Raw genomic sequence first — 22,395 nt, 5'->3', positions numbered from 1 at the left:
CCAACTGGCGCGGCGCGCCAGTTTCTTGCCCGTCGAGCCGCAGGCGAGTAAGGTGTAGCCCATCGTGTTTGTCATGACAAACACCCATCTTGCCTGCTACTCCAAGGTGGAGATTGTGAGGATATTGATGGTCTATGGTTTGGTTTTCGTTGGGCGAGAAGCAAAACGAACGATATCCAACGATAACCAACGATCGACGTATTATATCCAACCAATAACAGCGATCAGCGAACGAAAACCAACGATATCAAAGGATATCCAACGATGGTGGCAAAGATTGCCATTGCGCTTCCAGGTCGCCGTCAGGTATAGAAATCTTGTGAAAAATTCCGCTTCAAAACCCCGAAAGGGAGCAATGAAGGTCGCGCTTCATGCGTTACGGCCAGAAATTGAAGCTGGGCTGGCGGCTCAGAAGCCTGTGATTATGATCTACGACGAGCTGAAAGACCGCATCCCGTCCGGCTACGAGTGGTTCCGCCGGTTTGTGGCCCGTGAAATTACCGGCAAAGCCGGTTCTCGGGGCGGGCGGGTGTCGGCGAAGGTCAACCCAGCCCCGGAAACCCGGCCAAGCAATCCAACTTATCCGTCACCTTTGCCGGATGCTTCGGCCCCAGCGCCACCCCCTGAAAGGATAGAGCCTCATGAAAGCAGCGAATATCAGCCTCGAAAGTTCACCGACTTCGGAAACCTCGAATCCACCCTCGATCGCTGGTATCCCCCAAAAGATCGAAAAGAGGACAAATGAGATTCACCTAGTTTTGCAGGGTAAGGGCGGCGTTGGAAAGTCGTTTGTTGCAACATTGTTGGCCGAGTATTTTCAAGATAAATTCACCGACCTGCGCTGCTATGACACTGACCCGGTGAATCCAACATTTTCCAGCTACAAGGCATTTGGCGCGAAGCGTATGCCGATAGTTGTGGATGGAAAACTTAATGAACCGGCGTTCGATGAATTATTGCTGGAATTAATGGACCCAGGCGTAAGTGCTGTGGTCGATAGTGGCTCTACTACATTCGTCGCCTTGATGCGATATCTTGAGCGGCAAGATGCTTTTAAGAATCTTGCTAAGTTGGGAAAGCAGGTCGTCGTTCATTCAATTGTCGTCGGCGGAGATGCGATGGCAGAAACAGCCGCGGGCTTTGCTCGCGTCGTTGACACAACGCCGGAGAGCACGCGGATTGTGCTCTGGCTGAACCAATACAGGGCACCCGTTGCCCTCAACGGTGTTCCCTTCACTGAATCTGACGGCTACAAAGCGGTGCAAGCGCGTGTTTCCTCGGTCATCGATATGCCCGAATCCTGGGGGGATCTGTTCGACCGGGATATTCAGGAAATGCGGCAGCTCCGGATGAGTTTTAACGAGGCCATCACGGGTGAAAGCCGGCCGGGCATTGGGACGCCCTTTAATATATTACAGCGCCAAAGGTTCACGCTCGTTCAACGGGACTATTTCGATAAACTTTGGTCGTTCAAAGTATGATGGATAGTCAAGCAGGTGCATCGCCAAAGCGGGCGATCGAGGTCGATATTAAGGCGCTGGCCTCGGATGTCATTCGTCTGTCCGGGGTCAAGATGCGGGTCACAGACCCGCTTGTTGAGCTGGTGGTGCTTAATGAAAAAATCCTTGAAACGATGGTCCGGCGAATCGCGGACATTGCCGCTTCATCGGCCGCGCAAGCCGCTCATCGGGAGGTAGTTCTTCTTCTGCAACAGCATGATGCGACGTTCGGCGGTCGAGCTAATGAGCTGTCGGAAATGATCGAGGAAAATATTCTCGCTGCCTCGAAAGACGGCGTTGCACTCATGAGCGGCGCCGTCCAGGGATCGGCGCAAGCCGTAGGCGAGCGCACGCTCGATCAAATTGAACAATTCAGCCGTGTTGTTCGTCGGGTTGAATATCTCGTCTATGGGACATGGGCCGGGCTGGCGGTTCTGGTGGCGGGCATCGCGATAGGCCGGTTCGTTTAGTCGCCCGGCCCTTCCGCCCATTCTTCATCGACTAAAACCCGGTATGATATGCCGATGCGGCGCGGCGAGGATCGGCGCCTCGCAACTGCGGCTCTGATATAGCGCGCAGCTTCCCTTGGATCGCTGAATGACCTGGTAATGGTCCGGCCGTGCGCGCCGATTCTACCATAGGTAATCTGCACTAGGTAGCTGCCGAACAAATCGCGCTGGGCATCAAGCTGCCATTGTCGAAAACAATTCCGTCCTGGATCGCGCGCTTCCAGGTGGAGCCGCCGGCAAATGCCCATGGGTTCAGGCGGCGACTTTGCGGCCATGCGATGAGCGTCGCACGGCATCCTCATAGTTTGCGGCAACCCGCCCTGCCCGTTCGATCAAGTCGCGATCCGCTGCCGCAGCCAGTGCTTGCACGAATGTTTCTACCGCCGCTCGGGCGGCCGGAGTCAGTTCGTCAATCAGGAGTGTGAGGTTGGCACTGTTTGAATGTGCCGCCGGTGTCGCCGGCGCGGGATGAGCAGCCGCCTCGCGGCGCTGCCGGGCAAATCGCTTGACCGCCAGAGCATCATCTGGCGTCGGCACTTCAACCTCAACGCGGACGGCCGCGCGGGTTGCGCGGTAGCGTCGGACCCGCTCGGTTGAACAAGCGGGTATCGGCTGCGCCGTTTCCGGAAACGGAGAATGTGCGCTGTTTCCGGAAACGATCATTTATCCATCTCCGCGAGCTTTTCGGTGAGAATGTCCGTGACGATCTGCTGGATGCTCTGCCGCGTGTCGATCCGAATTTGCCAAAGTTTGCGATGAATCTCAGGCGGCAGATTGACGCGGATCATCGCGACATCATTGGGTTTCGTCTTTCGCCCACCTACAGCCGGCGCGGGTTCTGGCGGTGCGTCAACGGGAGCGGCGGGGCGTCTGGCCATATTAACCTCATTCAGCATCGCGGGGATATTACCAGCAACCGTTGGCATAATAAAGGGAAAACCGGCAAAAAGACAAAGGGACTTATTGGCATTGTGCGCTCGGTGATTTCGGTTTCTGCCGCCGGAGCGCCCAAATCGTTCGATCGAGATTGAGTTCACCCGCTTTCGCTTTGGCGATCATCCCGTGGAAGTATCCGGCTGGGCCGCTTTTGAAGTGCCCGGCTGGTTTGGCTGAAACGATTGCCAGCGCGATAGCCGCCCGCTCCCGGCCGATGGTGAGGCACGCATCTCCCCATAGAGGTTTTGATACGCCAAGGTCATGCCGCAGCCAGTCGGCCGCCTCGACCAAATCCGGCCAGCGCGGGGCAGCGCTCGTCAGATAGGGCCGGAGTTTGGGGGCAAGCCGGACAATTTCGTCCGGCGTCACTGTGCCACACGATCCACTGTCCGTTCGGGTCGGGGTTTCTTTTCTCGGTTGGGCTTCGCCAGCGTGATCGGTTGGCTTGGCCCCCAGCGCCGGAAGGCCGCTACTGCTTTCCAATGCCGTTACTGTATCCTCAATAGGATTTAAGGTTGGTTTGTAGCTGTATTGGTGGGGCACATTTTGGTGCCCCTTGGGGGACATATTCACAAGAGCTTGTGCGTCCGCTGGCAGGCTCTCGCCATGTCTCAGGCTAATTTCCAGGGCAGCGCGGGCGGTAGCGGCAAGCGATTCCAGCTCGGCGACGATAGGCGCTGTCTTGTCGGCCGTGTCCAGGTCGCGCAGTCGCTTGGCGGTTTGCTCGAACGCGGTTTTGAGGGCGGGGATCTCTGGATCATTGATCTCCTGTTCCCGATAGGTCTCGAACGTCTGCCGCAGGCTGTTCCTTGCGATCGACGCCCGGCGGCGTAGCTGAGCGATGGCCGCTCGTTCAGCGCGGCCAGTCTCGGCCGCCGCGATAAATTCGGCCATGCGAACCGCTAGCGGCGACAGGTCGAAACCATATGCCTCGATGATGCGGCCGGTCTTGGCGGGAAAGCGCCGCCCGTAACGCTTGCCGTTCGGGCTGTCCTTCATCACGATTAAGCCCAGCTCGGCGAGATGCCGGTTAAGGCGCTTCGCATGAGTGGGCGTAATGCAAAGCTCTTGGGCTTGTAGCGCGGCGCTCGGCCATACGATGGGGCGCGAGCCCTCCCGCCAATCCTGCGGCTGGGTGAACCGAAACAGCCAGTCGATCGCGTGAACAATGCGCGGGCCTATACCCATATGCGGCGCAGCCGCTTTGAACGCGCCCAGGATCGCAGCCGGCGCAGCATCCGTTCCTGTGAAGGATGTTGCGATCTGGTCGCCGGGGATCATACGCGGGGTCAGCCGCCGCGTGCTCGATTTTCGGATGAGGGTCGATGACCCTGTTTGTATCTCCACGGTGTTCTCCTTTGAGGTGAACCGGGTGGAGGAAGCGTGACGCTCGGAACCGAGAAATTTAGCAAAAGCATCCCCGTGGCAAGAAGGGTCTTGCAAAAGGAACTGAGATGTAGGATAAACCGCCTTGCGAGTGGTGGTTTACCCAGTTTTGCTATTTTGACGGGTCCGGGTTTGAGGTTGCTTCCTCAATCCGGGCTTTGTCGTTTATGGGATAAACCTACTCGAATCTCCTTCCTGCTCGGTTAAGTTGCGCAAGAGTCGCGCGTATCGCGCACCTTGAGACAAAATCATCGCCGCGTCCAGCCCATTGTATGGCAGCAGTCGAGAGAAACGGTCCAACCCGTTGATCTAAGCCGCTTTCGTCTTTGGCCATTGTATCTAAGCGATGGCATCTACGAGTCCTGATTCGCGACGGGATCGGCGTCGCGGAGGCGGCTACGTGTAACGTCCGCCACGACTCGATCCGCAGGCACATCGAATAGGAAGGCCACGAAGATCGCAAGCTCCATCTGTTTGATGGTGACGGGATCGATAGGCTTCGGCAGGCGCGCTCTAATCCACTCCACCGCCTGGCGGTAACTGGCACGTCGCATCGGACACTCTCACGATAAAGGGACAAAACGGCAAACAAACAAAAGCATACAACCGGCTATACGGCAAAACGGCAAAAGAGGAAATAAGAAACCGCCTTTAGCCTTAAGGCAGGGTTGGCGGCCGATCGCGGCAAATGAAACATTCCGGCGTAAGCCGGAATGTTCAGTATTTTTCGCGCGCCTTCGGCGCGGTTGACTCCAAGGGAAAGTCAGTAGAGCGGGCGGAGGGCGATCGTCAGTGCCGGCCAGGCGTTGGCGATGGTCGTGATCGCCCGCCAGGGCGACCAATCGGCGGACCAGAACTCAAAAATGCGTGTGGTCACGGGATCGGCCCGAAAGGTCGCGGTGATGTCGCGCACGCGCCGGAGCTGCCAGGTGGTGCCCCAATGTTCCCATAACCAGCGTAGTGAGTCCGGCGCGTCGTCCCCTTGGCGGAGGATAGCCCAAGGCACGGGAACGAGCCGTTGCAGATCGAACGGGCATGACCGGCTGCGGTCATAGTGCGTCAATGCGGCCTGATCGTCCTGCCAGAACAGATCACGCATTTTGCCGGCCAGCAACCGCATTTCGGCGATGGTAAGCCGTCGCTCTGTGCGCGGCGGGCGGAGCATGAGTGTCACCAGGCGTTCGATCATCGCGTCATAGTCGCGCACCCATGGCACGACGCCGGCACCGGCCGCGGCGAGACGGAATCGGCTGATCTCGTCGGGCGAGCCGCGAATGGTCAGGTGATGGTAGAGCCAGTCGGGAGAGGGCAGGGCAAGGATGTCGAGGCGCTGGGGGGCGGTGAGAGGGCGGTGATCACCGTCCATCTCATAACCCCAGCAGTTTCGCCGGTGAGTCCTGCACGGCTTTGGCCCGGCGCACATAGCGGCGCATCGCGACCAGGCTGCGATGCCGTGAGTGTTGCATAATATCTTCGTCGCGGGCGCCGGCCTGGTAGGCTTCGGTGATAAAACCGGCCCGTAATCCGTGGGGCGATAAGCGGTCCCGGCCGGACATGGTAATGCCCGCCAGCCGGGCGCGGTGGAGCAGGATGCGCCGGACGGCATCGGGATGTAGCGCCTGCATATCGAGCCCGCCCCAGCGATCGACCCGGCGAAACACTGGCCCCATATCGCACTCAGATAGCCGCAACCATTCCTCGATCGCCCGCACCGGGCAAGTGTCGCGTTTCATCCCGCGCGGAATGCCGATTTCGGCCCCCTGCCCTTCCTGATCGGTTTTTGAGGTAGGTATTAGCAGCCGCAGTCCAAAGGTCTCGAAACTGATGTTGCTGCGCTCGATCGCCACCAGCTCGGCGCGGCGTAGCGCACCGGCGTAGCCGATCAGGAGCATAGCCCGGTCGCGTGTGCCGGTCATGCCGGAATCACAGGTGGCGACCAGGCGGCGGATCAGATCGGTGGTTAGCGCGCCGGCGGGCCGTGAGCGGGCCGGCAAGCGGCGGGCGATGCCGCGCAGCGTGTCCCGGATGATCGGATGGCCTGGCAGCCAGGGGAAGCCTGCGGCCGCCTGGGCGGCCCCGATGGCCGCCAGGCGCCGGCGCAAGGTGGCATGGCTATGGGTAGTGGCACGGGCGGAGAGAAAGGCGGCGACGGTCTCGGGGCTGGCGGGAAAGGCGGCTAGGCCGGTCTCAGCGCAGAAGCCGCGAAAGTCGGCGAGGTCCGTGCGGTAAGCGCGGGCAGTTGCGGCCGATTTCGCCTGGGCGGCGTCGGCCTCGGCGCGGTCCAGGGCCGCCCGTGCGGCTTCGGATAGCTCGCGAACACTCATGAGTCCAGCAGGATAGCGGGAATAAGGCGAGAGTCGCAATGGCGCGATAATTAAACATTATCGCGCGTCAGAAACGCCAGAAGAAAAACCGCCGGCGATGCCGGCGGCTTGGTGTGGAGAGGCTTCGCTTTATATGATGTGCGCTGCGACCAGGACCGCGATGGTAGCCGCAATGCCCGACAATCCAGTTCCAATGCCAGCAATAATGGCTGGCCAGTTTTTCCTGGAAAGCGCACGATCTTTAGCCGCTTGGGCAAGCAACGCATCAATCCGTGGCTGCCCTTCCTCTCTCATCCGCAAAATCCGCTCATGCGTCAGGTCGATCCGCGCGATTTGTTCACGGAGATAGAGATTGGTCGATGTATCGTCGGGGTTGGTCGCGCTCATTGCAGTGTCCTTCTAGCAGATATGGGCTGGAAATGGCATAAAAACAGTTGGCCTTTAATCATAGTGCGGCTGGGTGGCTGGGAATGGCGCGGGGAAGCCCCCGGCGACCACGGCAGAATATTGCCCCCGCGAGAGCACGCTACCGATGTCGGGGCGGCCTTCGTTCAATTCCTCGATGAACGATGATCGATTCAGCTTCGAGGCGTAGCGGTAGGCGTCGTTTTCACGCGCGAAGCCACGGGTTTTCGCGGCAAACTCAAGCGCTGGCTCGCCGCATTCATACCACCATCCCCCTTCCTCGGGACCGCCATAAGCCCTGTCCACCAGATAGATCGCGACCGTGTATGCCATGCTCATCTCCATCAAAAGGCCGGGACCACCCCGGCGTCTTATTCCTGGGGTTAATCGGCTGATGGAGGGGGGAAAGTGCGGGCGTGGCTGGCCGGGTTGCGAGCTGGTGGGGCGAAGCCCTGCCGGTGAGCGGCCCTGCCAGCCAATAGGCGGCGCTTTGGGGGAGGCGCGAGCCTGCGCGCCTCCCCCTTTTTGGCCGCGTCTGCGGCCCATAAAAAACCCGGCAATAGGCTGGGAATTTATGAAACCATGACACCATGAAGTCTAGGGATCACGAGAGGTGGTGTAACCTGACGTCTGGAAATTCATTTTGGGTTGGGAGTTGGTGCCCTTGCCGGGGCATGCCCCGGCAAGGGCTGTTCATTCTGGTATTCCATGCAGTTGTTCACACCAACATGGAGACCGATGAATGGACGCCAAAAAGGATACGATTATCGAGGCACTTTTGGAACATCTGATCGAAAACGGCGCAGGCGATATCGCCACGGTATTTGCCAGGACCTTCGAACTCGCCATGCAGATCGAGCGCGAACGCTTCCTCCACGCCAGTCACTACGAGCGCAACCCCGATCGTCAGGGTTACGCCAATGGCTACAAGCCCAAGCGGATCGATACCCCGGCCGGGTCGATCACCGTCGATGTCCCCAAAACCGCCGGTCACGTGGGCGAACCCTTCTACCCACAGTCCCTCGAACGCGGCCGACGCTCGGTCCGCGCCGTCATGGTCGCCGTCGCCGAAATGTACATCAAAGGCGTCTCCACCCGCGACGTCGAGGCCGTCATGCGCGAATTCGGCATCGAAAGCCTCTCCTCCGCTCAGGTCAGCCGCGCCAGCAAGCTGCTCGATGACGAACTCGCCGCCTGGCGCACCCGACCCCTCGCCGAGATCCGCTACCTCATCCTCGACGCCAGATATGAAAAAATGCGCGATAATGGCGTCGTCCGCGATGCCGCCGTGCTCTCGGCCATCGGCATCGGACCCGATGAACGCCGCCGTGTCCTCGGCGTCTCGGTCGCCCTTTCCGAGGCCGAAGTCCATTGGCGTGCCTTCCTCGAAAGCCTCCATCAGCGTGGCCTGCGAGGCGTCGAATTCATCGTCTCCGATGACCATGCCGGATTGCACGCCGCACGCCGCGCCGTCTTCGGCGCCGCACACTGGCAACGATGCCAGTTCCACCTCGCCCAAAACGCCATCCACCACGCCCCCAACCACGCCATCCGCAAACGCATCGGCGCAGAACTCCGGACCGTCTGGAACGCAAATTCCCTCGCCGCTGCCCAGATCGCTCTCACAACCCTCGTCAATGCCTATCGCGACACCGCACCAAAGCTCGCCGATTGGCTCGAACGAAATATCCCCGAAGGCCTCACCGTCTTCACACTGCCAGAACCCCACCAGCGCCGGCTTCGCACTTCCAACCCCATGGAACGCGGCATCCAGCAGGAACTCAAACGCCGCACCACCAAAATCAGGGTCTTCCCCAACGAAGCCTCCCTCGAACGCCTCGTCAGCGCCGTCCTCGTCGAAATCGATGAAAAATGGGCCGCCGACACCAAGGGCTACATCAAGTGGGACTACCAGGATGCCTGACCCCCGCTCGCCCTATTTTCCAGACATCAGGTTGCTCAATCATCACGAGAGGATCGCTCGCCCTGGCGAAAGATATTATCAAGCCTCCGCATGAGCACGCCGAGCAGAAATTCCGCATCATTCACGGCATCGACAGGATCGCGTTTAAGGGCACTGTCAAGCGCGGTCTTGACCCAGCCCGAGGCGGATGGATCTGTCATGATGGCATTAATTTCATCGACCGCCGCCTGGGTGTTGGTCATTGGCGGCTGCCTTTTAGGGCATTCCACGTCCAGCCCGGTATGCTTTCCAACTCCTCAATGCGCTTATCCGACAGATTACCCTGCCGGTATTCCGTGCGCCGAGCGCAAGCCCAATGCCCGAGTTTGAACCCGTCAGGCTCAACGTGTTTGTGACGAATCGAGGTATGTCCCTCGCGCTCTACGAAGGCGCGAAGCGCTTCAATCCCTTTCTCCCACTGCTCGGAGCCAACCGCATCCCACGTCCAGCCTGGTATGGCTTCCAGCGCCGCAATTCGCTCTGCTGACAAAACGCCTTGCCTATACTCATACCGGCGCGAACCAAGCCAATTTCCGAGCTTGAACCCGTCAGGCTCAAAGTGTTTTGAATGAATATTTGCGTGGCCTTCTCGCTCGACGAAGGCGCGAAGTGCGATGATTCCGTCATCCCATCGCGCGCTGAATACACTCCACGTCCAGCCGGGTATGGCTTCCAGCGCTGCAATTCGCTCTGCTGACAAAACGCCTTGCCTATACTCATGGTGGTGTAACCTGACGTCTGGAAATTCATTTTGGGTTGGGAGTTGGTGCCCTTGCCGGGGCATGCCCCGGCAAGGGCTGTTCATTCTGGTATTCCATGCAGTTGTTCACACCAACATGGAGACCGATGAATGGACGCCAAAAAGGATACGATTATCGAGGCACTTTTGGAACATCTGATCGAAAACGGCGCAGGCGATATCGCCACGGTATTTGCCAGGACCTTCGAACTCGCCATGCAGATCGAGCGCGAACGCTTCCTCCACGCCAGTCACTACGAGCGCAACCCCGATCGTCAGGGTTACGCCAATGGCTACAAGCCCAAGCGGATCGATACCCCGGCCGGGTCGATCACCGTCGATGTCCCCAAAACCGCCGGTCACGTGGGCGAACCCTTCTACCCACAGTCCCTCGAACGCGGCCGACGCTCGGTCCGCGCCGTCATGGTCGCCGTCGCCGAAATGTACATCAAAGGCGTCTCCACCCGCGACGTCGAGGCCGTCATGCGCGAATTCGGCATCGAAAGCCTCTCCTCCGCTCAGGTCAGCCGCGCCAGCAAGCTGCTCGATGACGAACTCGCCGCCTGGCGCACCCGACCCCTCGCCGAGATCCGCTACCTCATCCTCGACGCCAGATATGAAAAAATGCGCGATAATGGCGTCGTCCGCGATGCCGCCGTGCTCTCGGCCATCGGCATCGGACCCGATGAACGCCGCCGTGTCCTCGGCGTCTCGGTCGCCCTTTCCGAGGCCGAAGTCCATTGGCGTGCCTTCCTCGAAAGCCTCCATCAGCGTGGCCTGCGAGGCGTCGAATTCATCGTCTCCGATGACCATGCCGGATTGCACGCCGCACGCCGCGCCGTCTTCGGCGCCGCACACTGGCAACGATGCCAGTTCCACCTCGCCCAAAACGCCATCCACCACGCCCCCAACCACGCCATCCGCAAACGCATCGGCGCAGAACTCCGGACCGTCTGGAACGCAAATTCCCTCGCCGCTGCCCAGATCGCTCTCACAACCCTCGTCAATGCCTATCGCGACACCGCACCAAAGCTCGCCGATTGGCTCGAACGAAATATCCCCGAAGGCCTCACCGTCTTCACACTGCCAGAACCCCACCAGCGCCGGCTTCGCACTTCCAACCCCATGGAACGCGGCATCCAGCAGGAACTCAAACGCCGCACCACCAAAATCAGGGTCTTCCCCAACGAAGCCTCCCTCGAACGCCTCGTCAGCGCCGTCCTCGTCGAAATCGATGAAAAATGGGCCGCCGACACCAAGGGCTACATCAAGTGGGACTACCAGGATGCCTGACCCCCGCTCGCCCTATTTTCCAGACATCAGGTTGCTCAATCTATACTCATACCGGCGCGAACCAACCCAAATCCCGAGTTTGAACCCGTCAGGCTCAACATATCTGTCACGTACCTTGGTATGTCCCTCGCGCTCGACGAAGGCGCGAAGTGCGATCATTCCGTCATCCCATCGCGCGCTGAATACACTCCACGTCCAGCCTGGTATGGCTTCCAGCGCTGCAATTCGCTCTGCTGACAAAATGCCTTCCAGATACTCTTTGCGGCGACCACCAACCCAATTTCCGAGTTTGAACCCGTCAGGCTCAACGTGTTTTGAATGAATGTTTGCGTGGCCTTCTCGCTCGACGAACGCGCGAAGTGTGAAGATGCCTTGATCCCATTGCGCATTCAATACATCCCACGTCCAGCCTGGTATGGCTTCCAGCGCTGCAATTCGCTCTGCTGACAAAACGCCTTGCCGGTAATTCTTTCGGCGGCTGGCTACCCATATTCCGAGTTTGAACCCGTCAGGCTCAACATGCTGGATAGGAACTTTACCGTGCCCGGTGTTGTTGGCAAAATCAACTAAATGCCGGTATCCATGATCAAACGGAAACAAAAGTTCATCGAGAGCGATAACCTCGATCCCCCGCCGGATTGCCTCAAGGTCAACTTCACCCAGGAACCTCACCCAGCCCGGCGACAATACTGTTGTGGGTGGCCCCTCCTGAAAGCCGCGACCGGCAGTTATGATGTTTTCAGCGAACAACTCATCATTGTCGCGCATAGCGGCAAGAACATCCCAAATAAGGGAAAGGTCACTCTCCGCAAGCGCGTCCTCCGGCGTTTGCCCGGTTCGTGGATCGAGCAGCACGGGCAGCAGAATATAACCCTTAGTCTTACCCGGTGCCTTGCGCAGTGCGCGCCCGATCGCCTGGATAATGTCAATTTTGCTAGATTTTCGACCGAGAAAGGCAATGAGATCGATGGCCGGAATATCAACCCCTTCCGTCAAACACCGCGCGTTACTGACAAGGGCCTTCTCAGCACCCGCAAATGCCGACATTGCCTCACGTCTGCCAACCTTGTCCGCTCCATTAACATGAAAGATATGAAAACCCGGCATCGCCTGATCGTTTGAGGACTGATTTTGAGCGAAGTCGCGGGCAGCAAGGATGGTGTTGTGGAAGCTAATGGCCTTTTTTATACCCACGCTTTCGATCGCTTTGGCGATCGCGGCGCGGCCAGCCGCCTCTTGCAGCCGTTCGCCCGACAAGCCATGCACGGCTCTGGCAAGCCCGATGGCCTGGGCCTCATCGCGAGTAACAACGGAAATCAGCACTTCCCAATCGCATATGATCCCACGTTCGACGGCTCGGCGGAAGGAAAGATTGTAGGCGATTGGCCCATAGATGGCGGCATCGTCCATTGATGCGACTTCACCAGTTACCCTGCGGACGATTCGGGGCGTGGCTGTCATAAAAAGGCGTTTTCGGATGGGCAAAACGTGGTCATGCAGCATCAGGCCGAATGATTTATCGGCCGCGCCAGCAGTGTTATGCGCTTCGTCCGCAATCCCAATGTCGAGCGCCTGCCGCATTTCCGTCAGCGCGTCAGCAACCACCCATGCGGAATGATATGTAGAAAAGATGACGTTGACGGCGCATGGCGGGGCTTCTGTGATGAACCGGCACAACGCCGAGGCGTCTGTTGTGACAACGGCCGGGATTTCATCAGGGGGAATATCATCAGCCTCTACGCCGGCATCCGAACATACGGCGATCACCCGTAAGCGATCTCCCCAGGGCTGAAACTCGCGCCATACCTGAATGATCTGCTTAATAAGCCCGAGTGATGGGACAAACACTCCTACGCTCGCCCCCTCTTCCGCCGCGATGGCCTTGCTCGCGACGGTCAAGCCGACAATCGTTTTCCCTGTTCCGCAAGCCATGACCACCGTGGCACGGTCCTGGCCGGTCCAGGCTTCGAGCACGCAATCCACCGCTTCCGATTGATGCGGCTCTAGGGTCAATCCCGAACACTGAGCAATGCGTGTTGTCAGACTAGCGAGATGCGTCATTTTAAGTCCCGTCTTTGGTTGCGCCCGCCACTGTTTGCCAACTTTTGCCAATCGAACCGGCCTCACCTGCGACCCACCGCCCAACCACGGCGAGATCAGGCGGCGGCAAAGCCCGATGGGCATCGGCAAGCCGCGCCAGCCATTCTACAATCGGCGCGGGGAATGAATTGCGCCGGACCCACGAGCGCACGGTGTCGGACGGGCGACCGATCGCGGCGGCGAGGTCGCTGTAGGACCAGCGGATTGTTGCGAGGGATTCAAGAGGGGTCATGCCGCGACCTTTTTGCATTCACGGCGAATCGCTTTCAACGCTTGCTCGCGGCTATCAAAGGAAACCAAACCGCCTCCGATGTAGCGATTGATACGCTTCCACTCTCCGTTAATCATTATTTCTGCGGTAAAGCCGCCGACGCGCCCGTTGTTGGTAATCCGCGCCTTAATTTTTGCCATCATCGTTCTCCGTTGAGTAAAGCGCTAAGCGGTCAGTGCTGCGAGCAGATCGTCATCGCTGAGAGTGTCAAGACCATCGGCGGCGTTCATGGTTTTAAGAGCCGCAAAGCAAGCCGTGCGGTGCGAAACGAACTTGCGCCGAGCGTGGCCTTTGGTGAAAGCCATGCCGATGTCGCAAAGAGCAAGATCAGCGGCGATTGCGGTTTCGGTTGCGTTGGTCATCGTCTCTCTCCGTCCCCCCCCGATCCAGCCAATCCGTCTCGGCGAAACCTGTATGCACCGAACAACGGCGCAACGCAACGGTAATCGGCGCATGACTTAGGTGCGAGCTATGCGCGGGGAGATGCGCCGCCCCCCCCCGCCGCCAAAATTCAGGCCGCGCAATGGGTGCGCTGTATTGCCTCATTCGCCTCCCGCTCCATGTCGAAACCGCGAGTAAGTGTTTCGTCGCGAGTGGTCTGATGAATGTAAGCCTCGCCGTCGTAATCGCTGACGCGGATTTCAACGCACTCAACCGGGTATCCTTTAGCCGCCAAACGATCCAATGCGCGCCGCGCCAGGTTGGGGCTGATCGCCCGCTTTGTGAAAATGAAATCTGCGCCGAAACGGACCAGCTTCGCATCCGGTTCCGGCATCCAATTACGCTCGGCGCTGTGCGATCCTTTTTGGTCACCAGTGCCTGGGTTGCTGGCGATCACGATGCGCCCGTCCTGTGTCATCCAATGCGAAACGTTGTAGGCCATATCGATCGACGAATCGAACCGGCCACCAGCAAACTGACCCACAACGGCGTCAACAATTTTGGCGGCGGGGCCATCGACCCAGCTAACGTCAATGGAAGCCCCGCCCGCATAAGTATTGCTCCGGACGCTGAACTTAACGCCGGGAAACCGGGATTTCAATTCGTTGCGAACCAACTTAGCGGTTTCAGCACATGAAAAATAATGGGAGGTCATCGTCTTGTCCTTTATTTGCTGGCGCGTCACTGCGTCTCGGTGAAACCTATATGCACCATAATCCGGTGCAATGCAACGCATTTTGGTGCATGACTCACGGCGTAGCTATGCGCTTAGAAGAGCGCAAGACGTCGCACATCAAAAACCTAGACTAGACGTTGGCGCGTTTCATCAATTCAAGTATTCCCTCCCAATAGGCGAGCCGATTTTGCTCGCAAAACTGGATGAATCTTATCGCCACATCTTCCGGTGCCCGCGTGTTCAACTGTATCGTCGGGCCAATCGTCTTGACGCGCCTGAACGGCGCGGGGCCTGGTTCGCGCGAGGTAAACCCGGCACGTTGTCCGGCTTCGTCGATCGCTTGGAGATCGGTCGCCGCCCTCTCATTGTCGCCACTGGGTTTGATCTCTGCCAGTCGCTTACTAAGAGGCACTGCCCCGGCCTTGCCAAAGCCAAAGGTATCGTCAGACATTCACGGTCTCCTTTTGGTGTGTTTTCGCGTCGGTCAGAACGTTAACCAGTTCCTCGGCCAGCGCATTTGCGTTTTGAATCGCCTCGGGCAGACCATTTACCTGAGTGGGATCAAGCTCGTGCAGCGCCAAGCGCCGAACAAAGATTGCCTTGAAGGCTTGTCGTTCGTTCAACGCGGTCCGTAAAATGGGAAGCTCGGCGGCTTCGAGACTGCCAAGAATTTCTTTCTCAATGCGGGTTTTGATGATCGGGCTTGTCCTGGTCAGTAGGACACGAAAGGGGATTTGGCGTCCGTCCAAAGCCTCTTCTTCTTCGTGTATCAAAGAAATCGCCCGGCTTGCCTGGCGGGCGTCAACGCCACTCGCCTGAAGTGGTATAAGTACCAAGTCGGCCCGCGAGATTGCCCGCGATACTAAGCGGCTGGCGGTGCCCTCAAGGTCCACGAACACGAACTGTTTTTTCATGTTCTCGGCTTTAATTTGGGCGATGATAGAGCTTTCGTTGGCGTCTCCGATCACATCTAATGCGAGCTTAGAATTGCCGCTGCGCCAATCGACAATAGGATGGTTGGGGTCCGCATCTATGATGCTTACGCTGGCCCCCAGCGCAGCAAGCGTCTGCCCTAAAATAAGGGTGGTGGTTGACTTCCCCGCCCCGCCCTTCGGATTGGCCGCGATGATGACCGGCATGTAATAGCCTCCTGTTGCTAGAAGTAGCTAGCACTAGCTAGCGCGTGCTATCGCTAGCATACGCTAGCAGCAATAGCAAGCACTAGCTACAAGACGCTAGCAGGAGCAAGCGCGCGCTAGCACATGCTAGCACCGGCTAGCGCACAGGCCCGCCGCATGACCCACTGAGTGCGCAAACGACAAACGGCCCGTAAGGGCCGCTTATCTATCCAAGGGGTTACCCGGTCATATCGGTATTTGTCAGTCCTTTCTGGTGTGAACGGGCGAGCGCCCCACTTACGCGAGAATCATCTGTTTCTGCCGGGCTTCGTCGGTGTAGATGCTGAGCGGTTTGCAGGCATTGAAACCCTGATCCCGCTCAACCCCGAGGCCCATTCGGTTGCGCACGCTGCACAGTTCGGCGAGGCTGACATACCCGAGTTCGGGGCATCCCATGCCAAGGTCGCAAAGCCCGAAGGCGCGATCCCCATCGTCCGGGTCCAGCTCGGTCAAGAGCCAGGTCATGCCGCTGCCGGGCATAAACAGTTTCACCACCGGGAACGGGTCGATTTCGTCACCCGCCGCTGATTTGCGGCCGTTCTCGATCATGATGGCTTTCTGATGCGTTGTTAAAAGGTTCATCGTATTTCTCCCTCGCTGTGACCGGGACCGCCCCGGCCCGCCAGGGCCGGTGAATTTCGTCCCGCCCGCGTGACGGAAAGGGTCACATGGTCCCGGACCATATGACCCTATGCTTGGCCTAAAAGCCTGACATCACCATCTGCCCACGGTCACGGGCGCGTTTCATGATCGGCGTTCCCGTATATTCCTGACCTGAGACGCGGGCTTTGTTGTAGATCTCCCGCTTGTCTAGGCTGCTGTAGATGAACATCAGAGCGGCATGTTTCATGTCGTGGAAGGGTGACAGGCTCCATGACAAAACATCGCCTTGCTCTTGTGCGGGCAGATGACTGCGTAATTCCTCCACGCGGTCTTGCTCATATCGTCCGCATTCGGCGGACATCTTAACCGTGATCTCAAGGCTGCACGAGAGGCCCGCATCGTAGAGTGCTGCCGGTTCGACGGCATCACCAAGGGTGCTGCGCGCCTTGCGGATATAGCTTTCTGCCAAGGTCTGGCGGTCGCCGGCAAAGCGCAGGCAACCGCCTTCGCATGCCGAGGCGAAGGTCACGATTTTTTGCATGATTTGCCAGTCCTGCCCGACGCCAAGCAGGGACCATGACCGGACGCGGATTTGTCTGCCTCCGCTCCGGCACTCAAACAAATTATTGTCGCCACCCAGCTCGAAAAACATGAACTGATCCGCATAGAACGGGTCTGTTTCAAAGAGGGTGTTAAGATCGTCGGCCCGAAACCGGATTGCGGCGAAATCATCGACAAGGCGAGAGGACATTCATTTTCTCCAAGCGGTAGCGGCGGAATTGCCGGTTGCTTCTTTTCTGGCGTGAAGCGGGGGAGCCTGGGGCAAGAGCGGGCGATATTTGGCCGGGACTGGCTGGGCTGCGATGAGCGCGGGGTGAAGCCCTGCGATCGGCGCGGCCCAGCCAGGCTGTAGGCCGAATGTCGCACGGGCGCATCGCGCCTTTACTCTTGCGCCAGGGGGCGGCAGCCCCCTCGCCGTCAGGCGAGGCCCGGCCCGTAGGGCCGTTTCATTTTTTCTGCGGCTCATCTCCGGGAGTGGGGGCTTGTCGCCCCCTTGCCCCCTTTTAATCGGGAACCAGATTGAAGCCGCAGAACGCGCAATTCGCGGCGATGATCGCGGGATGGTGGTAGCCATCGGTGGCGCTCGTCTGTGCTTCTAGCACCCGATAGCTCCATGTTTTCCATCCGGTGGTGCGCTGGGCGTGTTCAAACGCCTCGTCATCGGCGAACTCGACGGTGACGGTGTGCAGCCACTCGAAATGCACGACGCCGGGAATATCGAGCATAATTCCGCCCGCGTTGCGGGAATGGGTTTCATGTTCGGCTTCGCTGGTGTTTTGCGGGTAGGGATAGGGGTACCCGTTCCGCAAGATCAGCCGCATCGGCTGCACCCGCTGGGAAGGGTTATTCACGGTGGCTGGGCTGTTTGCAGCGTGGTTCATGGTGGTTCTCCGTCGGTAAGGCCGGGGCCGCCCCGGCTCTTTTTCTGGCGTTAGAAGGCGAGGGGAGGGGGCAATGGCGCGCGGGACCGGCCGGGTTGCGCGGGGCGCGGGGCGTAGCCCTGCCGCCCTGGGCGGCCCTGCCGGTCTGTAGCGCGCCGTTGCGGGAGGGGCGGCGCTCCGCCCCTCCCTACGGTCGCCGCGTCTGCGGCGATGTGACCCCGGCCCGGTAGGGCCGGTGATTCCGCTTCCTGCCGGGCCTACGCCCATCCCATGCGCCGGTTTAGTTCGCGGGTGGCCTTTCGTTGCCGGGCAATGTCTTGTTTGCGCAACTCAAGCAATTCTGCCGCCACTTCGGCAACAGGCCGGTTTGCGTGATAAGCGGAGCGGACCAAGTTTTGGGAACCGCGATATGTCCAATAGAAATTCCGGGCTTTACCAAGCGCGGCCAACACATCCTCTGTATAGGCAACAAAGTCGTTTGCCTTGATGGTAGCAATACCGAGCGCATAGTCGTTATTGTTTAACGTCTCGCGCATAGTTTCCAACTTACCAAGGATATCTTGTGTCGATTCTTTGTAAAAACGCATTTTGTTTCTCCATCATATGCGGCCCACCCGCCGTCTTCCTCTGGGGTTAGAGGCCGATGGAGGGGGGAAATGCGCGCGAGGGTGGCCGGGCTGCGATGGCGCAGGGCTTTTGCCGTGCGCCTGAGCGGCCCTGCCGCCCGGCAGGGCGCGTTTCGGGGGAGGCGCGGGCCAGCGCGCCTCCCCCTGGCCCCGGCCCGCAGGGCCGGAAATTTACGCCAAGTAGGGTAAGCCACGCTGGCGGGTGAAAATGGGCGGGGTGTTGGTCCCGCCCATGTTGGTCATCCTCGCGTGGTGCGAAGCGGTGCCGGGAGCCATGTGGTATCGGCTGCGATGATCGCGGCTTCTTCGGCCATCGCGGCTTTTTTCAATCCGGCCAGTTTCGCGGCTTCGGCCTCGCTCGCGGCTTCGGTAACGGCTTCGGTGATCGCGTCCTTGCTGACCCGGCCGAAATAGGTGGCGGCGGTCGGCGTCCAGTGCTGCCGCATATCGAGGTCCAGCGTGGCGGCGAGTTTTTCCGCATAGATGCCGGGCTTCGCGGCGCTGCCGTTCTGCCCCTTGCTGTAGGTGACATCGACAAGAGAGGCGGACAGCACCGCGATCAGGTCCAGCACGTCCTCATCTGTGAGGGCCATGATACCGTCCCACATGCGGGAGGCATCGCCACCAATGCGCATATTCCACCGGCTTCTCTGGTCATTCAGCGGGGTTTCGTCGGGGCAACCGACACGCTGATTTTCGGGAATGTAGGTGGTGCTTGGATGAACGGTTAGAACCGGGGTGCCGTGGGACATTTCCCGCACGGCGAGGCTATGGGCCAGCACGCGCAAGGCGATATCGGGGCGCTTTACCAGTTCAAGGCGCAACGCGATGGTGCGGGCGGCGTGGAGTTCGGCTAGCAACGCCTCGGGAACCTTCGGCCCGGTTGGGGTGGGGGCAACCGGTGTTGTATCGTTCTCGTCGCTGGTGACCTGTTCGTTTTCACGGGCTGGGCTGCGCAGTGTGTCCAGTGCGGGCCGATCCTCCTGCCGCACATAGCCAAGCTCCATTCTGACGGAACCATCATTGTGCAAGGCCAGCCAGCCTCCGGCGAGGGCCATTTCTGCCGGGTCGAAGGCGCGTTCCTTGTCGCGCAAGCTCTCCATTTCTGCGTCGATGGCGTCCAGGCGGTCGCCGGTTTCGTCGTCGGGTGTGTCGCCATCTTCTGCCAGCCGATCATATTCCTCGGCCAAGGCGCTGAGGCGGGCCGCGTCGTCCTCGTTCAATTCGACGTGGCGCGGATGAATACGGGTGAAGTTCCGCAATGTGTCGTAGGTCAGCGCGGGGTCTGCCTCGATCCATTTCCAACCCTGCGCCAGAACCTCGGGGATCATGGCGGTCAGGCGCTCGGTGGCGAGGCGCAGCACGAGGGCGCTATCTTCGGCATATCCGGTGTCGCGGTCATCGAACAGGTCGCGGGTGATGGCTCCCCCTGCCGCGATATAGGCATCCTCGCCAATAAAGCGGAATCGATAATCGGTTGTTTTCATCTTCTCATGGGTGAGAAGCTGCACGATGCGGGAGCGTTCTGCCGGGTGGTGCCATTCGGAAATATCGGCAAAAACCTGTTCCTGTTCGGCGTGATCTTCTGAAACGGTGAAACCCATAACCTGTTCAAGCGTGAGTTTGTCGGCGCGGAACGCCTCGATGATGACGGGCGAAAGGCTGGCGAGTTTCATGCGGCGTGTCACCACGCCGGGGGTGACACCAAAGCGGGCGGCCACGTCCTCGATGCTGTGACCCTGAGCAATCAAGCCAGCGAAAGCGGCGAACTGGTCGGCGGGGTGCATCTGCTCGCGCATGACGTTCTCGGCAAGGCTCGCTTCAAGCGCGGCATCCTCTCCGACGATCTGCACGGGCACCATGTAGGATTTCGGCAGTTTCTTCGCCTTGCAAAGATTTTTCAGGGCGGCAAGACGGCGTCCACCGGCGACCACTTCATATTTCCCGCCATCGGTTTCCCGAACCACCAGATTTTGCAGCAACCCTCGCGCCTCGATGCTGGCGGCTAGGCCGTCAATGCCTTTGTCGCGTCCGGTTGTGCGGACATTGATTGCGCTCGGGACCAGTTTGGTCAGCGGCACGGCGGAGACGTTGATATCGTTCATTGCGTAATTCCTATGTTGGTTATGCCGGTTTCAGGCCCCGGCTATTTTCTGGTGTGAAAAGGCGAGGGGAGGGGGCAATGGCTCGCGGGACCGGCCGCGTTGTCCGAAGAGCGGGGCGTAGCCCTGCGAGGCGGGCGACGCTGCCGGGCTGTAGCGAGCCGTTGCGGGAGGGGCGGCGCTCCGCCCCTCCCTACGGTCGCCGCGTCTGCGGCGAGCAGTCCCCGGCCCGTCAGGGCCGGCCATCATTCCGCGCGGGCGACGGCATCAAACCAAGGATTATGGTCATATAGATACAGGATACCCATCGACCGCCCGCTCGGGTGAGCGGGTGGTTGATGGGCGTTCGCCGGGTGTAGGGTCAGGGGCCAACCCCGACATAGAACTCATTATCGTCATCGATGCAGATCATCGCGGGGCGGCCTGGCTTGCCGTATTCGTGGCAAAGCCGGGTGGCGAAGGCGATGAGGGATGGCCGAGCGTCGGCAAATTCCTCGAAAATTTGCACTGTCGCGCCGTGGCCGTAGGCGATGGTCCGGCAGGTGGTGGGGGGCGGTGTGACATGAACAGGCCACGGAGTTTTGCCTTCACCAAGGCGGGCGATGATCTGGATCAGGCGTCTTGTCCGCTCTATCTTCCGAAACACGGCATCCCAGCCGAGTTTTTCCGCATAGGCGGCTTGTGTCAGATTGCCTGTCCCTGAAAACCGTGGCGCTCCCCATGTCCAGAACGCCTTATAGAGCCGCCAGTTTGTGAAGCTGATGCGCCCTTGACGCCACAGGTAATCAACCTGATCGTATGATTGATGTAGAATTGCCGCCATAGCCCGGCCGTTTTGGGTGGTTGTTTCTGACATTGTTGTATCTCCCACGCTGTGACCGGGACCGCCCCGGCTCTTTTCTGGCGTTAGAAGGCGAGGGGAGGGGGCAATGGCGCGCGGGACCGGCCGGGTTGCGCGGGGCGCGGGGCGTAGCCCTGCCGCCCTGGGCGGCCCTGCCGGTCTGTAGCGCGCCGTTGCGGGAGGGGCGGCGCTCCGCCCCTCCCTACGGTCGCCGCGTCTGCGGCGATCGGCCCCCGGCCTGTCAGGGCCGGAGATTCACGCCAATAATGACAGGGTCGGGAGGGTTGGGTTATGGACGGCGGATTTCCGCTGTGGGCAGTTTGCGGGCGCGGGCAGGGCCGGCCAGTTATTGACATGCGAACGGCGGCCCGAAGGCCGCCGCTGCGCGTGTGACCCGTTTATGAGCGGTTCCAGATGAGTGCAAACCCGGCGTCCTGTTCTACCAGGCTAGCGAACACCGGCGCGGGGAAGCTCGGATCGTCGAGTTTGACCGAGATATATTCCTTGCCGGCTTGGCTTGTTTTCGTCCATCCCGCTCCGAGTTCGACCGGGCCGGCGGAGACCCGGTAGTCAGGCGCTTTCTCGCTGGAAACTTCGACCTTCTTGATCTGTGCTGCCACGTTCAGGGTGAGCGTCTTGATGGTGCCGTTGAAGCCGTGCTGGTCGCGGGTAAAGGTGCCGATGATCGCCATGGTTAGTCTCCTGTTGCTACGGGCCGCCTATCGGCCTCGATGGGACGTAAAAGCACCGGCCTGCCGAAGCTCTGCACCGCGTAGCGGCCGTAGCGTAGCGAAGGGCCGGAACCGGCGGCTATTTTGCCTCGCGAGGAATGCCCGCAGGGCAGGGGAAAATAGCCGCAGGTGGAGGTTGCGGGGTTGCGGCAGGCCGGTGATCGTCCCCATCGGTAGAGGCCGTTGGGTGGCCCGTGCCTGGGGAGACGGATGGCGGTTCGGTGCCGGTTGCGGCGAGCTGGTCGGCTCGGCCTCATGCCCCGCTGAATGGGCTTGAACAGATCGTGTCGTGGTTTGCGGCAGCCGCGGGATGGATCTGCTGGTCTGGCT

At 59.7% G+C, this 22,395-nt stretch carries 29 protein-coding genes; 5 read left to right on the top strand and 24 right to left on the bottom strand.

Going from position 1 to position 22,395, the window contains the following annotated elements; translation table 11 throughout:
• Nucleotides 1-64 precede the first annotated feature (64 nt).
• From SIL87_RS01505 to SIL87_RS01495, 3 genes are read left to right on the top strand one after another with little or no spacing between them, the layout of a single operon-like run.
• A complete protein-coding gene (locus SIL87_RS01505; protein WP_319612521.1) occupies nt 65-745 on the top strand; it encodes a hypothetical protein in 681 nt (226 codons plus the stop codon).
• Nucleotides 642-1,481 (top strand): P-loop NTPase family protein, encoded by an 840-nt coding sequence (locus SIL87_RS01500; RefSeq protein WP_319612520.1) that lies wholly within the window; start codon nt 642-644, stop codon nt 1,479-1,481. The genes SIL87_RS01505 and SIL87_RS01500 overlap by 104 nt, the downstream gene beginning before the upstream one ends.
• Complete coding sequence (locus SIL87_RS01495) at nt 1,478-1,969, top strand: hypothetical protein (RefSeq protein ID WP_319612519.1); 492 nt, start codon at nt 1,478-1,480, stop codon at nt 1,967-1,969. Before SIL87_RS01500 ends, SIL87_RS01495 begins: the two co-directional genes overlap by 4 nt.
• On the opposite strand, the gene SIL87_RS20105 is transcribed toward SIL87_RS01495, so the two are convergent.
• From SIL87_RS20105 to SIL87_RS01460, 8 genes are all read right to left on the bottom strand, one after another.
• Entirely contained in the window at nt 1,966-2,256 is a 291-nt protein-coding gene (locus SIL87_RS20105) for a WGR domain-containing protein (protein WP_405055202.1), read from the bottom strand. The genes SIL87_RS01495 and SIL87_RS20105 overlap by 4 nt on opposite strands.
• A gap of 4 nt (nt 2,257-2,260) precedes the next feature.
• The gene (locus SIL87_RS01490; RefSeq protein WP_319612518.1) at nt 2,261-2,671 is read right to left on the bottom strand and encodes a hypothetical protein; all 411 of its coding nucleotides are present in this window, start codon (nt 2,669-2,671) and stop codon (nt 2,261-2,263) included.
• The gene (locus SIL87_RS01485; RefSeq protein WP_319612517.1) at nt 2,668-2,886 is read right to left on the bottom strand and encodes a hypothetical protein; all 219 of its coding nucleotides are present in this window, start codon (nt 2,884-2,886) and stop codon (nt 2,668-2,670) included. The genes SIL87_RS01490 and SIL87_RS01485 overlap by 4 nt, the downstream gene beginning before the upstream one ends.
• Before the next feature lie 82 nt (nt 2,887-2,968).
• Nucleotides 2,969-4,291: a plasmid replication protein RepC gene (gene repC, locus SIL87_RS01480; RefSeq protein WP_319612516.1), complete on the bottom strand. Its 1,323-nt coding sequence runs from the start codon at nt 4,289-4,291 to the stop codon at nt 2,969-2,971.
• Between the two features lie 802 nt (nt 4,292-5,093).
• The gene (locus tag SIL87_RS01475) at nt 5,094-5,696 is read right to left on the bottom strand and encodes a hypothetical protein (RefSeq protein ID WP_319612515.1); all 603 of its coding nucleotides are present in this window, start codon (nt 5,694-5,696) and stop codon (nt 5,094-5,096) included.
• A 1-nt stretch (nt 5,697) separates the two neighbouring features.
• Entirely contained in the window at nt 5,698-6,654 is a 957-nt protein-coding gene (locus SIL87_RS01470; protein ID WP_319612514.1) for a site-specific integrase, read from the bottom strand.
• A 129-nt stretch (nt 6,655-6,783) separates the two neighbouring features.
• Nucleotides 6,784-7,041 carry a hypothetical protein gene (locus SIL87_RS01465; protein WP_319612513.1) on the bottom strand — a complete coding sequence of 86 codons (258 nt, stop codon included), beginning with the start codon at nt 7,039-7,041 and terminating at the stop codon, nt 6,784-6,786.
• 54 nt (nt 7,042-7,095) lie between these two features.
• Nucleotides 7,096-7,392: a hypothetical protein gene (locus SIL87_RS01460; RefSeq protein WP_319612512.1), complete on the bottom strand. Its 297-nt coding sequence runs from the start codon at nt 7,390-7,392 to the stop codon at nt 7,096-7,098.
• Between the two features lie 409 nt (nt 7,393-7,801).
• Between SIL87_RS01460 and SIL87_RS01455 the strand changes: the two genes are divergently transcribed.
• Nucleotides 7,802-8,983: an IS256 family transposase gene (locus SIL87_RS01455; RefSeq protein ID WP_319612316.1), complete on the top strand. Its 1,182-nt coding sequence runs from the start codon at nt 7,802-7,804 to the stop codon at nt 8,981-8,983.
• Nucleotides 8,984-9,018: 35 nt separating this feature from the next.
• On the opposite strand, the gene SIL87_RS01450 is transcribed toward SIL87_RS01455, so the two are convergent.
• On the bottom strand, nt 9,019-9,225 hold the full coding sequence (locus SIL87_RS01450) for a hypothetical protein (protein ID WP_319612511.1): 207 nt from the start codon (nt 9,223-9,225) through the stop codon (nt 9,019-9,021).
• Nucleotides 9,222-9,722: a helicase associated domain-containing protein gene (locus SIL87_RS01445; protein WP_319612510.1), complete on the bottom strand. Its 501-nt coding sequence runs from the start codon at nt 9,720-9,722 to the stop codon at nt 9,222-9,224. The genes SIL87_RS01450 and SIL87_RS01445 overlap by 4 nt, the downstream gene beginning before the upstream one ends.
• Before the next feature lie 150 nt (nt 9,723-9,872).
• On the opposite strand from SIL87_RS01445, the gene SIL87_RS01440 reads away from it, so the two are divergent.
• Complete coding sequence (locus SIL87_RS01440) at nt 9,873-11,054, top strand: IS256 family transposase (protein ID WP_319612316.1); 1,182 nt, start codon at nt 9,873-9,875, stop codon at nt 11,052-11,054.
• Nucleotides 11,055-11,066: 12 nt separating this feature from the next.
• Here the strand turns inward: SIL87_RS01440 and SIL87_RS01435 are convergent, their stop codons facing one another.
• The 14 genes from SIL87_RS01435 to SIL87_RS01370 form a co-directional block, all read right to left on the bottom strand.
• Entirely contained in the window at nt 11,067-13,115 is a 2,049-nt protein-coding gene (locus tag SIL87_RS01435; protein ID WP_319612509.1) for a DEAD/DEAH box helicase, read from the bottom strand.
• 1 nt (nt 13,116) lies between these two features.
• A complete protein-coding gene (locus tag SIL87_RS01430) occupies nt 13,117-13,386 on the bottom strand; it encodes a hypothetical protein (protein ID WP_319612508.1) in 270 nt (89 codons plus the stop codon).
• Complete coding sequence (locus SIL87_RS01425) at nt 13,383-13,565, bottom strand: hypothetical protein (protein ID WP_319612507.1); 183 nt, start codon at nt 13,563-13,565, stop codon at nt 13,383-13,385. The genes SIL87_RS01430 and SIL87_RS01425 overlap by 4 nt, the downstream gene beginning before the upstream one ends.
• Before the next feature lie 24 nt (nt 13,566-13,589).
• Nucleotides 13,590-13,787: a hypothetical protein gene (locus SIL87_RS01420; protein ID WP_319612506.1), complete on the bottom strand. Its 198-nt coding sequence runs from the start codon at nt 13,785-13,787 to the stop codon at nt 13,590-13,592.
• Nucleotides 13,788-13,936: 149 nt separating this feature from the next.
• On the bottom strand, nt 13,937-14,521 hold the full coding sequence (locus SIL87_RS01415; protein ID WP_319612505.1) for an LPD29 domain-containing protein: 585 nt from the start codon (nt 14,519-14,521) through the stop codon (nt 13,937-13,939).
• A 151-nt stretch (nt 14,522-14,672) separates the two neighbouring features.
• On the bottom strand, nt 14,673-14,993 hold the full coding sequence (locus SIL87_RS01410; RefSeq protein ID WP_319612504.1) for a hypothetical protein: 321 nt from the start codon (nt 14,991-14,993) through the stop codon (nt 14,673-14,675).
• Nucleotides 14,986-15,681, bottom strand: coding sequence for a ParA family protein (locus SIL87_RS01405; RefSeq protein WP_319612503.1), 696 nt, complete (start codon nt 15,679-15,681; stop codon nt 14,986-14,988). The genes SIL87_RS01410 and SIL87_RS01405 overlap by 8 nt, the downstream gene beginning before the upstream one ends.
• Before the next feature lie 276 nt (nt 15,682-15,957).
• Nucleotides 15,958-16,302, bottom strand: a complete 345-nt coding sequence (locus SIL87_RS01400) for a DUF2958 domain-containing protein (RefSeq protein ID WP_319612502.1) — start codon at nt 16,300-16,302, stop codon at nt 15,958-15,960.
• Nucleotides 16,303-16,420: 118 nt separating this feature from the next.
• Nucleotides 16,421-17,074 carry a hypothetical protein gene (locus SIL87_RS01395; protein ID WP_319612501.1) on the bottom strand — a complete coding sequence of 218 codons (654 nt, stop codon included), beginning with the start codon at nt 17,072-17,074 and terminating at the stop codon, nt 16,421-16,423.
• A gap of 313 nt (nt 17,075-17,387) precedes the next feature.
• The gene (locus SIL87_RS01390) at nt 17,388-17,765 is read right to left on the bottom strand and encodes a hypothetical protein (protein WP_319612500.1); all 378 of its coding nucleotides are present in this window, start codon (nt 17,763-17,765) and stop codon (nt 17,388-17,390) included.
• Nucleotides 17,766-18,022: 257 nt separating this feature from the next.
• On the bottom strand, nt 18,023-18,352 hold the full coding sequence (locus tag SIL87_RS01385) for a hypothetical protein (protein WP_319612499.1): 330 nt from the start codon (nt 18,350-18,352) through the stop codon (nt 18,023-18,025).
• 278 nt (nt 18,353-18,630) lie between these two features.
• Nucleotides 18,631-20,496: a ParB/RepB/Spo0J family partition protein gene (locus SIL87_RS01380; protein ID WP_319612498.1), complete on the bottom strand. Its 1,866-nt coding sequence runs from the start codon at nt 20,494-20,496 to the stop codon at nt 18,631-18,633.
• 358 nt (nt 20,497-20,854) lie between these two features.
• The gene (locus tag SIL87_RS01375; RefSeq protein ID WP_319612497.1) at nt 20,855-21,349 is read right to left on the bottom strand and encodes a hypothetical protein; all 495 of its coding nucleotides are present in this window, start codon (nt 21,347-21,349) and stop codon (nt 20,855-20,857) included.
• 383 nt (nt 21,350-21,732) lie between these two features.
• A complete protein-coding gene (locus tag SIL87_RS01370; RefSeq protein WP_319612496.1) occupies nt 21,733-22,026 on the bottom strand; it encodes a DUF736 domain-containing protein in 294 nt (97 codons plus the stop codon).
• Nucleotides 22,027-22,395: the final 369 nt, after the last annotated feature.

The sequence above is a fragment of the Acidiphilium acidophilum genome (assembly GCF_033842475.1).
Lineage (GTDB): Bacteria > Pseudomonadota > Alphaproteobacteria > Acetobacterales > Acetobacteraceae > Acidiphilium > Acidiphilium acidophilum.
The sequence above is the reverse complement of the archived record's forward strand: the minus strand, read 5'-3'. Positions and strand labels throughout refer to the sequence as shown.